Origin of the sequence: Haloarcula sp. CGMCC 1.2071, assembly GCF_037078445.1 — an archaeon.
Lineage (GTDB): Archaea > Halobacteriota > Halobacteria > Halobacteriales > Haloarculaceae > Haloarcula > Haloarcula amylolytica.
The window spans coordinates 238,054-252,574 of sequence record NZ_JAYMGY010000001.1 but is presented as its reverse complement, the minus strand read 5'-3'; the positions used below and the strand labels follow the sequence as shown (position 1 = coordinate 252,574).

Here is a 14,521-nt window from a genome sequence, read left to right as displayed (position 1 = left end):
ATCAGTTTCCGGACCAACTAGCGTCTATGCCTGACGACCAGGGCGGCTTCGAGGGCGTCCGCGAGAACGTCGACGGCCACCCGATGGTCAATCTCGTCGGCTACGCTACGCCCTACTGGCTCCGTCTGCTTGTCGGCATTCTGGCGGCGTTCTGTACCCGGTTCGCCCGCCTCGTGCCGCCGATAATCGTCGCCGCGGCCATCGACCGCGTCGTCCTCAGCAGCGGCGAACCGGGGCTGCTGACGGATGCCGGCCTGTTGCCGCCCGGCCAAATCACGGGCGAAGCCGCCCGTATCGCGTTCCTCCAGCGGCTGGTCGCCATCGCGGCTATCGCCTATCTCCTTCGGTCGGCAACCCGATTCGCCTCCAGATATCTCCTCCAGTCGAGCGCCCAGAAGATACAGCGGGACCTCCGGAACGACACCTACGACCACCTGCAACACCTCTCGCTGTCCTTCTTTGCGAACCACCAGACCGGCGGGATGATGTCGATACTCAACAGCGACATCAACCGGCTGGAGTCGTTTCTCAACACGGAGTTCCGCCAGATGATTCGGGTGGTGGCCACCGTCGGTGGTATCGCGGTCATCCTCTACCGGTACTCTCCGAAACTGGCGCTCATCGCGCTCGGCCCGGTGCCACTCATCGGCATCGCCAGCGGCTTCTTCCTCACCTGGATCGAGCCGAAATACCGCTCCATCCGCCAGACAGTGTCCCGGCTCAACACCCGGTTAGAGAACAACCTCAGCGGCGCGCCAGTCATCAAGGCGTTCGACCGCTACGACTTCGAGCGCAAGCGGGTGACCGACCAGAGCCAGGAGTATCACGACCAGAAGGTGGCCGCCCTGCGCATCCGCCGGGCCTTTTTCGCCGGCCTGCGACTGCTTACTGGTATCGCGTTCGTCCTGATTCTGTACGTCGCCGGGATGGACTTCATCACGGCTCCCGAGAGCGAAGCGGCGCTGTCGACCGGGGCGTTTGCCCTGTTCTTCCTGTATATCCGCCGGCTGTACTCGCCGATGCGCCGAATCGGGCGGTCAGCGAACAAGTACCAGCTCGCCAAGTCCAGCGCCGAGCGCGTGTTCGGGCTGCTGGGTCAGGACCCCGAAGTCACCGATCCTGCGGACCCGTACGAACCCGACAGCATCGACGGGTCGGTCGCGTTCGACGACGTGACCTTCGGCTACGGCGACGAACCGCCGGTCGTCCGCGACGTGTCGCTGGACGTGCCCGACGGCGCGACCATCGGGCTGGCCGGTGCGACCGGCGCCGGCAAATCCACGCTGCTGAAATTAGTGCCGCGGTTCCACGACGTGGATGCTGGCGCGGTGAGCGTCGACGGCGTCGACGTACGCGAGTACGGCCTCCAGAGCCTCAGGGGCGAAATCGCCATCGTCGAACAACAGCCGTACCTGTTCTCGGGGACGGTCGCCGAGAACATCGCCTACGGCGACCGCGAGGTACTCGACGCCGAACAGTCGGACGAGGAGACCGAAGGGGTCGGCTGGGAGACCGCACGCGACCGCGTCCGCGACGCGGCGAAGGCCGCACAGGCCCACGAATTCATTCAAGACTTGCCGGATGGGTACGACACGCAGATCGGCGAGCGGGGCATCAAACTCTCGGGCGGCCAGCGCCAGCGGGTCGCCATCGCCCGCGCTCTGCTGAACGACCCCGAAATCATCATCTTCGACGAGGCGACCAGCGACGTGGACACGGAGACGGAAGACCGGATTCAGGAAAGCATCGAGCAACTGGTCGCGGACCGCACCGCCTTCGTCATCGCCCACCGCCTCTCAACGATTCAGGACGCGGACCGCATCGTCGTGATGGACGACGGGGAAATCGTCGAACGGGGTACTCACAATGACCTGCTCGCGGCCGACGGCGATTACGCCGATCTCTGGCACGCCCAGGCCGACGACCGAACGGTCAGCGCCGACGACTGAGACTGCGTCTGTCCGACCGCCGCCGGTACTGGGTCAGCAGCGTCGAGATGACCTAGTACCGTCGAGATCCCGTTGAGTAGCCCGTTCAGCCCGGTCCACACCAACCAGCGGGACCCGCTGGAGGGACGCATACTAAGTGCACATTAGTCCCGCTTTGCGTCTGTGCCATTGGTGCTTGACAACAATACCCCTGAAAGAGATACTTTGCCATATGCGCTGCAGAGATATTATCGCTCTTTTTAATACATATGAGTTATTAGGTCGGTGTAAGCGTGACATCACTCACTCTCGAACCGCTGACGTACGAGGACATCCCGTCAGAGCGCCGTCCGGGGGTCCTTCAGGCGTTGGTCCCCGTACTCGGTGTCGTCCTGTTCCTCGGCATCGGGTCCGGGTATCTGAAGCTGGCCCCACACGGGCCGCTGCTCTGGAGTATCGTGCTGACTGGCGCAGTCGGGAAATACTGGCTCGGCTACTCGTGGGACGACCTCTACGAGGGGGTCGCGGACAGTCTGCTGATGGGGCTGCAGGCCATTCTCATTCTGTTCGTTATCTACGGGCTCATCGCGACGTGGGTTAGCGCGGGCACCATTCCCGGGCTGATGTACTACGGGCTCTCGATACTGACACCGGACGTGTTCCTGCCGGTGACAGCGCTGCTCGCGATGGTCGTCGCCTTCTCCATCGGGTCGTCATGGACGACAGCCGGCACCCTCGGCGTGGCCTTCATCGGCATCGGCTCCAGCCTCGGCGTTCCCACGCCGATGACCGCTGGTGCCATCCTTTCGGGTGCCTACGCGGGCGACAAGCAGTCTCCCCTCTCGGACACGACGAACCTCGCGGCCGCAGTGACGAACACTGACCTCTACGACCACATCCAAGCGATGCGCAACGGGACCGTGCTGGCGTTTGGTCTCTCGGTCCTGCTCTACGCTGCGCTGGGACTGCGTACCGTCGGTGAAATCCCGACCGGGCGCGTCGCCGAGATACAGGGCGCACTCGCTGGCAGCTACGACCTCTCGGTGCTGGTACTTATCCCGCTCGTTGTCACCTTCGGACTGGCGCTGTACGGAATCCCAGCGCTCCCGACGCTAGTCGCCGGTGTCTTCGCCGGAACCTTCACGACCATCTTCGTTCAGGGTCGGTCGTTCACTGCCGCCTGGACCGCCTTTCTCGACGGGACGGCCCCTGAAACAGGGATGGACCTCGTGAACGACCTGCTGGCAAGCGGTGGTATCTCGGGGTCGGCCTGGACGATTGCTGTCGTCGTTGCGGCCCTTAGTCTCGGTGGACTCCTCGAACGGACCGGCGTCCTCGCCGTGCTCGCACACCACCTTGCGACCGCTGTCCGCGGCCCGCGCAGCCTTGTCGTCGGGACCGGCGTTTCGGCCATCTTCGTCAACGCCTTTTCGGCCCAGCAGTACATGAGCATCGTCGTCCCCGGGCTCACGCTCCGGAATCTCTACGACGAGTACGGTCTGGCCAGCGACGACCTCTCACAGGCTATCGAATCCGCCGGAACCCCGACCGGCGCGCTCTTCCCGTGGCACGCCGGTGCCGTCTATATGTCTGCGGTCTTTGGGGTCGGAACGCTTGCCTACGCCCCGTACTACTTCTTCGCGTTCCTCTCGCCGCTGATCCTGTTTGCGACAACGCTGTTCGGCGGACGGTATGACGGGTCCCAACAAGCTGATTCGGCTCCGTCGTCTGCTGTCGCCGACGACTGAGTGTGTGGACCGGTGCCGACTTGTCGCTCAGGCATCACGCCCATTAGGCACCCACTCATGTGTCAGATATGGACACGGAGCCGGCAGCACTGGGCCGTATTCGAACCGTCGCTCACATCCTTGACGAGAGCGTCCGCGTACCCGGCACAACGCTCCGTGTCGGTCTCGACCCGATAATCGGCCTGCTCCCGGTCGCGGGCGACGTCGCCACTGCGGTGTGCTCGCTGTACATCGTCGCAGAGGCGATTCGACTCGGCGTCCCGAAACGGACGCTGCTCCGACTGCTCGCAAACATCGCGGTGGAGATGCTGTTCGGAAGCGTCCCCGTCGTCGGTGACCTCTTCGACGCCTACTGGAAGACCAACGTCAAGAACGCCGAACTGGTCGCCGCCGCGGTTTCGGAGTGAGACGCAACGGCGTCGTGGATTCGGACCTGATACCGGCTCTGGGACCCCATAAAACGTTTATACGTAGGTTTTGACGCCCTACGAAATGGTCTCCAGACGTACCCTCCTTCGAGCGGTTGGCGTCTCACTCCCCGCTGGACTGGCCGGTTGTAATGTACTCACCGACAGCGGCGCTGATGAGGCAGCCACCCCGACACGGACGGCAACACCCACGGCGACGTTGTCCCCGTCGACGGATAGTGAGCCGGCGACGTCCACACCCTCTGAGACGCGCACGGAGACCACACCAGCCGTTTCGACTCCCACTGAGACAGCCTCACCAGCGGTGGCGGAGGAGGCTGGAACGCCTGTGTTCACCCCCACTCCGAACGGGACCGTCGACGAGTTCGGCCGGGCCGTGGCACTGTCGGCGGACGCCGCAGTCGTTCTCGCCGAAAGCGACGGGGCCTACGTGTTCGAGGCCGACGGCGGCTGGCGCCCGACGACTGTATTGACTCCTGTCGAGGAGGAGCACTTCGGCGGCTACAACATCTCGGCCGCGATGGTCGGTGAGGAAGCGATTCTCGGTGGCCCCGAAGCCGGCTCCGAAGGGGGCGCAGTCTACCTCTTTGCGCGGGACGACGGCCAGTGGCGACAGCGGCATCAGTTTGTCCCTAACGAAGACAGAGATGAGTTCGGCCGGTCAGTCGCGTTCGACGGCGAACGGGTTGTCGTCGGCGACAACAACGATCCGACGACGATGCGGTCGTGGAGCGGCAGCGCGTACGTGTTCGGGCGCGACGGAACGGACTGGACACAGGAGGCCGCGCTCGGAAGCGACGCCGAGAACCTCTTCGGGACCGCCGTCACGGTTGCTGGCGACACTGTGCTGGTCGGTGCGCCCTACGCCGAGCAGGACGGCCAGGAGACAGGCGCGGTGTTCGTCTACGAGCGGGCGGACGGTGAGTGGACACAACAGACGCTGCTCACACCCGACGACTCGGTGGCTGATAGCCTGTTCGGACAGTCGGTCGCGCTCGACGGCGGTACGGCAGTTGTCGGCGCTCCTGGCGACGGGGGCGGCAGTGCGTACGTGTTCGAGCAAACCGAAACCGAGTGGACGCGCCGCGCCCGGCTCACCGCCACGGATGCCGGTTCGGGAGACGACGTCGGTTGGTCGGTGGCGTACACTGGCGGGGTGGCGGTCCTCGGGGCACCCAAGGCAGGTGCGTCCGGCCACGCCTACGTGTTCAGGGCGGCCGACGACTGGACCGAGACGCGACGGCTGGTCCCGAAAAACCCCAAACAGGACGCCGAGTTCGGCTTTGCAGTCGCGCTCCATGGCACGACCGCGCTCGTTGGCTCTCCCGCCTTTGATGGGCCGAGTCCCGCCTACCTCTTCGAACTGTAGTATTGACACCGCTACGAAGAGCTACAGCGAACGTGTGCGTGCTGTTCTATGGTTCCTGTTCGTCCGGAAACTGGAGAGAGGCAGAAACCGCCATCCAGCTTGAGCAGTCCACCCGGCTGTCGGTGGACACTAAGAGGAAACCAAGGCTGTCCGGAGCGTTCTGACGTTCACATAATCGCTCACCGGAACGTAAGACAAGCCGGACCAGACACGGTTTTAGGTATCGAACGTCAAGCGACGGGTATGACTGACCCCGAGACGCTCGACGTCACCATCGTCGACGGCTACGTCGACGAGCCCGCACACTTCGGGGTGCCGCCGTACATCTCGACGTATCCGCGGTACGCCGCCGGCGCGCTCGTCGACGCCGGCGTCCCCCGCGAGCAGATAACGTATCACACCATCGACGAACTCCGGGAGGACAACGCCGTCTGGCGTGACATCGAGGCCGCCGACCTCATGGTGTACGTCGGTGGCATGACTGTCCCCGGCAAGTACGTCGGCGGGACGCCGGCAGAACCCGACGAGGTGCGGGAACTCGCCTGGACGGCCGACGGGACGTCCATCATGGGCGGCCCGGTCCGCTTCGGCGTCGGCGAGGCCAACGAGGGCGCGAGCGAGACGGCCCGCGACGACCTCGATTTCGACTTCCTGGCGATGGCGGACGTCGAGGCCGCGGTGTTCGACCTCGTCGAGTCCGGCCTGGAGGGGTTCAACGACCGCTACCGGGACATCGAGGAGGAGACGCGGTGGGCCCGCGCCGGCGCGTTCGTCGTCGAACAGCACCCGAACCATCCCGACTACCTCATCTGCGAGATGGAGACCTCCCGGGGCTGTCCGTACCGGTGTTCCTTCTGCACGGAACCGATGTACGGCAACCCTGACTTCCGGCCACCAGAGAGTGTCGTCGACGAGGTCGACGCCCTCTCGGACCGCGGCGTGAAGCACTTCCGGCTGGGCCGGCAGGCCGACATCCTGGCCTACGGCGGCGACGGCGAAGCACCCAATCCGGATGCCCTGCAGCGGCTCTACGGCGGTATCCGTGAGGTCGCCCCGGACCTGGAGACGCTGCATCTCGACAACATGAACCCCATCACGGTCGTGAAGTGGCCCGAGAAGGCCCGCGAGGGGATTCGCATCATCGCCGAGCACAACACGCCCGGCGACACCGCCGCGTTCGGCCTCGAATCGGCCGACCCGAACGTGATGAGCGACAACAACCTCAACGTCACTGCCGACCAGTGTTTCGAGGCGGTCAAAATCGTCAACGAAGTCGCTGGCTGGCGGCCTGGGGGAGACGGCGACCCGCGCAGCGGGTCGGATACGCGAGCGGCATCGCCGCGAGCGCGGGACACTGCTCCCAACTTCGGCGACGACGCCGCCCGTCGGCTTCCCAAGCTACTGCCCGGTATCAATCTCGTTCATGGGCTGAAAGGCGAGACGCGAGAGACTTTCGAGCACAACAAGCGGTTCCTCCAGCGGGTGTACGACGAAGGGCTGATGCTCCGGCGAGTAAACATCCGGCAGGTGATGGCCTTCGAGGGGACCGACATGGCCGACACCGGTGCGGAGATCGCCAAGGACCACAAGCAACTGTTCAAACAGTACAAACAGGAGGTCCGCGAGACCATCGACAACCCGATGCTCCAACGGGTCGCGCCGCCGGGGACGATACTGCCCGACGTGCATCTGGAGTACCATCAGGACGGCAAGACCTTCGGCCGCCAGCTGGGGACCTATCCGCTCCTCGTGGGCATCCCCGGCGAGCGCGAACTCGGCAGCGTCGTCGACATCGCAGTCACCGACCACGGCTATCGGTCGGTCACTGGCGTCCCGTATCCGCTGGACCTCAACAGCGCGTCGATGAACGAACTCACCGCGATTCCCGGTATCGGCCGGAGCACCGCCGGCGACGTGGTGGTAAACAGACCCTACGAGTCGGTCGGCGACATCGACGTTGCGTCCATCGAGCGGTTCGCGACCACCAAGTCGCAGGAAGGCGCTGACTAACGGCCGGTTCGGTTCCGTCAGCCTATCGAGCGGAAAGTACTTTTCACTCCGGAGATGACCAAGAGCGTATGACTGCGGTCGAGGTGAGCGTCGTTCTCCCTGCCTACAACGAGGCGGACACCATCGAGCAGACGGTATCGATAACGCTCGAGACGCTCGCCTCGTTTCTCCCCGAAGACGCGTACGAAGTCATCGTCGCGGAGGACGGCTGCTCGGACCGCACGCCCGAAATCGCGACGCGACTCGCGAACGAGGACAGCCGGGTCCGACACGTCCACAGCGACGAACGTCTGGGCCGCGGCGGCGCGTTAGCGTACGCCTTTGAGCGGGCCGACGGCGAGACGATGGTGTATTTCGATACGGACCTGGCGACGGATATGTCACATCTCGAAGAGCTCGTCAACGCCGTCCGCGTCGACGGCTACGACGTGGCGACGGGGTCACGTTGGATGCCCGAAAACCGAGCCGACCGGCCCGCGAAGCGCGGGATTCCGAGCTTCGGCTACAACACGCTCGTTCGGACGGTCCTCCGCTCGGACCTCAAGGACCACCAGTGCGGGTTCAAGGCTTTCGACCGGCAGGCACTGGAGACGCTGTTGCCCCTTGTCCAAGACGAGCACTGGTTCTGGGACACGGAACTGCTCGTGAAGGCCCAGCGCAACGGCTATCGAGTGAAGGAGTTCCCCGTCGACTGGACACCCAAGGGCGATTCGAAGGTCGATATCGTCCGGGACGTGTTCGGGATGGGCAGCCAGATACTCCGGACCTTCTGGGAGCTGTCGGTTAGTCCCCGGATTACCCGCGAGGTATCGCTCGGCGCGGGGACGATGCTGGTCGTCGTCGCACTTCTGTTGATGACGCAGTATCTCGATCCCGACCGCGTGCTCGCAGAGATGGCGGGCGCAGCGCCGGAAGTCGTCGCGCTGAGTGCCGTCGTCTACGCCGTCTCGTGGCCGCTTCGCGGTATCCGCTATCGGGACATCCTCGTCTCGATGGGGTACCGGGAGCGGTGGGGCTTTTTGACGGGCGCGGTATTCATCAGCCAGACCGGGAACCTCGTGTTTCCGGCGCGGGCCGGTGATGCGGTTCGGGCGTACGTCATCAAGGCCCGGCGTTCGATTCCGTACCCCTCCGGGTTCGCGTCGCTGGCCGTCGAGCGCGTGTTCGACCTGCTGACGATCACGCTGCTTGCCGGCGTCGTCATGATGGGGTTAGCCGTGACCGGGTCGGCCGAGCAGTTGCTGACCGCGCTGACTGGTGATACCGTCGGCGGCGACGCGGCCAGCAGCGGGCGAACTGCCGTGGCCGTGGCCAGCGGCGTCGGCCTCGCGGCGATCGGAGCGGTGGTGGCTATCGTCGCCAGTGCGCGGAGCGACCGGAACTTCGTCCGGGCGGTCATCGGGCGGCTGAGCAGCGACTCCTACGCCGACTACGTCGCCGGCGTCATCGAAGGGTTCGTCGGCGACGTACAGACGGTGGCCGCCGACGGGTCGGCCTTCACCCGTGTCGGCATAGGAAGCCTCCTCATTTGGACGTTCGACGTGATAACGGCCCTGATCGTCTTCGCGGCCTTCGGCTACAGCCTGACGCCGTCGCTGGTGGCCGTTGGCTTCTTCGCGGTCAGCGTCGGGAACCTCGCAAAGGTCCTGCCGCTGACGCCCGGCGGCGTCGGCCTCTACGAGGGTGCGTTCACCGTCATCGTCGCGTCCCTGACGCCGGTCGGCGTCGCCGCGGCTATCGGCGTCGCTATCGTCGACCACGCGGTCAAGAACGTCGTCACCATCATCGGCGGCGTCGCGTCGATGGCCTGGCTCAACGTCTCACTGACGACGGCCGTCGAGGAGTCCCAGTCGACGGACGCTATCGAACCGGAAACGAACGACTGAGCGCAGTTCTGACGCGCCCCGCAATAGCACTCCGTCGCTACTGGGATTGCGCTGGTAATACTCGGGACAGTACAACAGCACTCTACTGAGACTGCGCTTCTAGAGTACCAATTGAAACGATTTCCACACTGATCGCACTGCCGTCGTTCGATCAGGTGTACATTGATTTTCAATGGCTACTATAGCTACCAGTCTCCAGAGCGGCGTATTTGTTTACTAATATTATAAATAAGGGCCTTTTTACTAACAATGTTAATTATAATAGTTAATATTATATAATACGGAAAACTACGCAGTTCTGCTATGTTTCAACGTAGCATACAATCGAGCGAACTGGGCAGGCAAACGCGACGCAGTTTCCTCAAGGCCTCGACCGGTGCTGTGGCATCGGTAGCAGCACTCGGTACGAGTGGCGCAGTACGGGGCGGCAAGTTCGGCGGTGATGACGGAGAGTACACAGCTCCAGCGGAGTTCCCACTCGTTTCGACGCGTGATCAGTTCACTGACGACGCTGAACTGAAGTCCGAGTATACAGAGACAGAGTACGAAACAGTGGGGGATTGGGAGTCGACCCGGGCCAGCGACGATGCGGAACTCGTCATCTTCGTCCACGGCTGGAGTCTCGGAGAGACGGATGCCAGAAACGCCGCCTACACCTGTCAGATCGGGCTTGAAGAGAACGAGTACGACCAGTTCACCGTGGGGTTCACCTGGGATGCCGATAAGGGCGACGGCATCGGCTGGAACGAGGGTGTCGCCATCGCCAAACAGAACGGTCCGAAGCTCGCACAGTGGGTTGCCGACCACAACGACAGCGGTGGGCTTCCAGTCCGGGTAATCGGACATTCGCTCGGCGCAAAGGTGGCTGTGGAAACGGTAGCGTCGCTTCACGAGCGTGGACACGAAGACGCAGTCGAGTCGGTGACGTTACTGGGTGGCGCTATCGGTGAATCCGTCGTTGAGGTCGACGAGGCATACGGCGAGTCCATCGAGTACGCCACCACGTCCTTCGACAACTTCCACAAGGACGACGACGCGGTGCTGGGGACTGCATTCAGTGCTGCCGAGTGGGCGGAAGCGGTCGGTGAAACGGGTGTGCAGAGTCCCGATGACGCCCCCGAGAACTACACCTAGCACGATGTAACAGAAACCGTTGCGGACCACAATTCATACTACGAGCCTGGTGAAGGGTGTATGCCCGGCGTCGTCGAGACGTTTCAGTAGGCAGTGACAGCGAGGGGGCGACTCTACCGATTGTATACGATTATAACCGGGTTGTGGGAAATCAGTCAAAAATACCCGGCAGCGATTATATGAATGGTCATGCGACTGATGCACAAACGTGGGTTTCGTGACGTGTATCGGTGGTCTCCATGACAATACCGGAATGTTTTAATGACTTTCGTTCGAATACAGTGTTACCGACTGCCTCCGGGTTCTGTGATGTCTCCCACCCGGTGAGCACCCGCCTTCGCAACCAATGAGTGAACACACACGGACGCGACAGCAGCACGAGGAACAGACGACTGAGTCGACGGAATCGGAGAGCACTGCGTGCCCGGAGTGCAGTGGCTCGCTCGTCATCGACGACGAACACGGCGAAACGGTCTGTGAGGACTGTGGCCTCGTCGTCGAGTCCGACGAAATCGACCGCGGCCCCGAGTGGCGCGCATTCGACTCCAGCGAGAAAGACGAGAAGTCCCGCGTCGGCGCGCCGACGACGAACATGATGCACGACAAGGGCCTCTCGACGAACATCGACTGGCGCGACAAGGACGCCTACGGCAACTCCCTCTCTGGCAAACAGCGCCAGAAGATGCAGCGCCTGCGCAAGTGGAACGAGCGGTTCCGGACCCGCGACTCCAAGGAACGCAACCTCAAGCAGGCCCTCGGTGAAATCGACCGTATGGCCTCCGCGCTCGGACTGCCAGAAAACGTCCGCGAGACGGCCAGCGTCATCTACCGCCGCGCGCTGGACGAGGACCTCCTGCCCGGCCGTTCCATCGAGGGCGTCTCGACGGCCTCCGTCTACGCCGCCGCGCGCCAGGCCGGCGTCCCGCGCTCGCTCGACGAGATTACGGAAGTCTCCCGCGTCGAAAAGAGCGAAATCGCCCGAACCTACCGCTATGTCGTCCGCGAACTCTCGCTTGAGGTTCGCCCCGCAGACCCCGAAAGCTACGTCCCGCGGTTTGCCTCCTCGCTGGAACTGTCTGACGAGGCCGAACACCGCGCCCGCCAGCTCCTCCAGAACGCCAAGGAACAGGGCGTCCACTCCGGCAAGTCGCCGGTCGGCCTCGCCGCCGCCGCGGTGTACGCCGCCGCGCTGCTCACCAACGAGAAGACCACCCAGGCCGCCGTGTCTGAGGTCGCCGATATCTCCGAGGTCACCATCCGCAACCGCTACCACGAACTGCTGGAAGCCGAGCAGGACCTGCCTGTTGCGTAACGTTTGGGCGCGCGCTGCGTTGCTGTGAGGAACGGTTCTTCTGTTGTCAGTGGTCGTACAGAGAGAGTGTATTGCCATCTAACGAAGTCCGAACAACCAGAAAGCCCCACCCAACCCAGATTGACCAACCGGCTACGGGTAGGACTGAAAGGGGCGTCGTCGGCGCTGTGCGCCGACTGCTCGGGAGACCTTCGGTCTCCCGGTGGCTGGCTGAACGACGGTGGACGAAGCAAGCACTGGAACGAACGCAGTGAGTGAAGGGCGCAGCGAGGCCCCCGAGTTCAGCCAGCCGGGGCTTTCTGGTTCTCTACAGTTGTCACTGCGGGACGAGACACGACAGCCACAGAGCGACACACAAAAACGAATCACCCGACCGATAACCGCAAGACTAGAGTCGTCTCATCTGCTGGGACCGGTATGGAGACGACACACCGGGTTCGAACCGGTGACGCCCGAACGCTCGACTGTCCCGACGACAGCGTCGAACTGGTGGTCACGTCGCCGCCGTACCCGATGATCGAGATGTGGGACGACATCTTCGCGGACCTGGACCCCGACATCGGGGCGGCGCTGGACCGCGGCGACGGTGACCGAGCGTTCACACTGATGCACGACGTGCTCGATGCGGTCTGGGCAGAGCTGAAACGCGTGCTGGTTCCCGGCGGCATCGCCTGCATCAACGTCGGGGACGCGACGCGGTCCCTGGAAGACGGCTTCCGCTCCTACCCCAACCACGCCGAAATAACCGACCGGCTGACGGACCACGGCCTGCGCGCGCTGCCCGATATCCTGTGGCGCAAACCGACCAACAGCGGCGCGAAGTTCATGGGTTCGGGGATGGTGCCGCCGAACGCCTATCCGACCCTGGAACACGAGCACATCCTCGTGTTCCGCAACGGGGAGCGCCGCCGCCTCGAACCGGGCGCGGACCGTCGCTACGAGAGCGCCTACTTCTGGGAGGAGCGCAACGAGTGGTTCTCCGACCTCTGGGAACTCCCCGGCGAGACACAGGGCATCGACGACGGGCTCCGGGACCGTTCGGGTGCCTTCCCGCTGACGGTGCCCTATCGGCTCATCTCGATGTTCTCGGTGTACGGCGACACCGTACTCGACCCGTTTCTTGGAACCGGGACGACGACGCTGGCGGCGATGGTCGCCGGCCGGAACTCGGTCGGAGTGGACCGCGACCCGGACCTGCTGTCGGCGCTCGAAGACCGAGTCGCGGCCGCCCCGGAACGCTCTCGGACCATCGCTCAGGAGCGCCTCGCCGGCCACCGCTCGTGGGTGGAACAACGGCGTGCCGACGGGAAAGAGCCGGGCTACGAGGCCGAACAGTACGACTTCGCCGTCAACACGAAACAGGAGCAACGGATTCAGTTCTACGCGGTCGACTCCGTCACGGCGACCGATGACGGCTTCCGGGCCGTCCACGAGCCGGTCGAGTAAGCGCGGGTTTTTGTGCGGCTCCGACGAAGCCGACGTATGGACTTCGAGTCGTTCACCCTACTCGCCGCCACCGACGACCTCGGGGTGGAGCCGGCCGCCCGCGCCGATGCCGACGGGCTGGAACTGCGGATGGACTTCGCCGACGAGCCGCTGGCACAATTGGACGCCTACGACGGCGACCTGCCGATACTCGTCACCAACCGGGCGACGTGGGAGGGCGGCGAGGCAGCCGATACCGCGGGCCGCCTCGACGCGCTCGAAACCGCGCTCGAACACGACGCCGTGACGGCCGTCGACCTCGAACTCGCGGCGCTTGAGGGGGCCGGCGACCACGACGCCGGCCGGGTCGCCGACGTGGCCCGCGACCGCGGCGCGTCCGTGGTCGTCTCGACGCACAACTTCGAGTCGACGCCCGACCGCGACGCCATCGTGAGTCGACTCGAACGAGCCTGTGCTCGCGGTGACGTGGGGAAGATGGCGAGTACGGCCCAGTCGCCGGACGACGTACTGTCGATGCTCGGGGCGACCCGCGAGATGGCCGCCGGAGGCGAGCAAGTCGCCACGATGTGCATGGGTAGGGCCGGTCGCCACTCCAGAGCCGTCGCCCCGCTGTACGGCTCCCGCATCGGCTACGCACCGGTCGACCCCGCTGACGCGACCGCGCCGGGGCAGTACGACCTCGCGACGCTCCGGACGCTGGTCGGACAGCTACAGAGCGACGCCTGAACCGGTGGCCGCCGGTCACGGGGTTTTCCTCCGGACGGTGATCCTTCGGAAGATATAGGGGTATGCGAGACGGATTCGCGGAGTATGACTGACACAGGACGCAAGCGGCCGTTACTGGCCGTGGTGCTTGCGTTCATCTTCCCTGGGTTGGGACACTTCTACCTCCGCAAGTGGGGACGGGGATTGCTGTGGCTCGGGGGATTGTTCATGCTGTCGGTAGTGTTTGTCGTGACTGGCGCTATCGACCCCGTCACCCAGCTGAGCCTGGAGGCTATCTCGTCGTCGTATCAGTCCAGACCCACCGAGGTGACAATCGGTTCGGTCGTGATCACGACGCTCAACGTCGTCGACGCCTACTGGGTCGCGGTCAACGAGAACCAGACACAGGAGGTCGAAGCCGGTATGACGTGTCCGAACTGCGGCAAGGAACTCGACGAGGACATCGACTTCTGTCACTGGTGTACGACGCAACTGGAACCGGTCGAGGCGGACCAGCAGTAACCTCCGACTTGCGGTCAGTTCCGGGCCGAAGCC

The 14,521-nt window shown here is 64.1% G+C and carries 11 protein-coding genes; all 11 read left to right on the top strand.

Annotation, left to right across the window (positions count from 1 at the left end):
- Positions 1 to 26 precede the first annotated feature (26 nt).
- The 11 genes from VI234_RS01255 (at position 27) to VI234_RS01205 (ending at position 14,488) form a co-directional block, all read left to right on the top strand.
- Positions 27 to 1,949: an ABC transporter ATP-binding protein gene (locus VI234_RS01255; protein ID WP_008312387.1), complete on the top strand. Its 1,923-nt coding sequence runs from the start codon at positions 27 to 29 to the stop codon at positions 1,947 to 1,949.
- A gap of 272 nt (positions 1,950 to 2,221) precedes the next feature.
- The gene (gene arcD, locus VI234_RS01250; protein WP_336329034.1) at positions 2,222 to 3,676 is read left to right on the top strand and encodes an arginine/ornithine antiporter ArcD; all 1,455 of its coding nucleotides are present in this window, start codon (positions 2,222 to 2,224) and stop codon (positions 3,674 to 3,676) included.
- 68 nt (positions 3,677 to 3,744) lie between these two features.
- Positions 3,745 to 4,083, top strand: coding sequence for a DUF4112 domain-containing protein (locus VI234_RS01245; RefSeq protein ID WP_008312385.1), 339 nt, complete (start codon positions 3,745 to 3,747; stop codon positions 4,081 to 4,083).
- An 85-nt stretch (positions 4,084 to 4,168) separates the two neighbouring features.
- Entirely contained in the window at positions 4,169 to 5,473 is a 1,305-nt protein-coding gene (locus VI234_RS01240) for a hypothetical protein (RefSeq protein ID WP_336329033.1), read from the top strand.
- Positions 5,474 to 5,716: 243 nt separating this feature from the next.
- Complete coding sequence (locus VI234_RS01235) at positions 5,717 to 7,483, top strand: radical SAM protein (protein ID WP_336329032.1); 1,767 nt, start codon at positions 5,717 to 5,719, stop codon at positions 7,481 to 7,483.
- A 68-nt stretch (positions 7,484 to 7,551) separates the two neighbouring features.
- A complete protein-coding gene (locus VI234_RS01230; protein WP_336329031.1) occupies positions 7,552 to 9,369 on the top strand; it encodes a flippase-like domain-containing protein in 1,818 nt (605 codons plus the stop codon).
- A 381-nt stretch (positions 9,370 to 9,750) separates the two neighbouring features.
- On the top strand, positions 9,751 to 10,503 hold the full coding sequence (locus VI234_RS01225) for a DUF726 domain-containing protein (RefSeq protein ID WP_336329030.1): 753 nt from the start codon (positions 9,751 to 9,753) through the stop codon (positions 10,501 to 10,503).
- A gap of 346 nt (positions 10,504 to 10,849) precedes the next feature.
- The gene (locus VI234_RS01220) at positions 10,850 to 11,815 is read left to right on the top strand and encodes a transcription initiation factor IIB (RefSeq protein WP_004517203.1); all 966 of its coding nucleotides are present in this window, start codon (positions 10,850 to 10,852) and stop codon (positions 11,813 to 11,815) included.
- 417 nt (positions 11,816 to 12,232) lie between these two features.
- Positions 12,233 to 13,261 carry a DNA-methyltransferase gene (locus VI234_RS01215; RefSeq protein ID WP_336329029.1) on the top strand — a complete coding sequence of 343 codons (1,029 nt, stop codon included), beginning with the start codon at positions 12,233 to 12,235 and terminating at the stop codon, positions 13,259 to 13,261.
- 36 nt (positions 13,262 to 13,297) lie between these two features.
- The gene (locus VI234_RS01210; RefSeq protein WP_008312373.1) at positions 13,298 to 13,987 is read left to right on the top strand and encodes a type I 3-dehydroquinate dehydratase; all 690 of its coding nucleotides are present in this window, start codon (positions 13,298 to 13,300) and stop codon (positions 13,985 to 13,987) included.
- An 84-nt stretch (positions 13,988 to 14,071) separates the two neighbouring features.
- Positions 14,072 to 14,488, top strand: a complete 417-nt coding sequence (locus VI234_RS01205) for a zinc ribbon domain-containing protein (protein ID WP_049943062.1) — start codon at positions 14,072 to 14,074, stop codon at positions 14,486 to 14,488.
- The last annotated feature ends 33 nt before the right edge of the window (positions 14,489 to 14,521 follow it).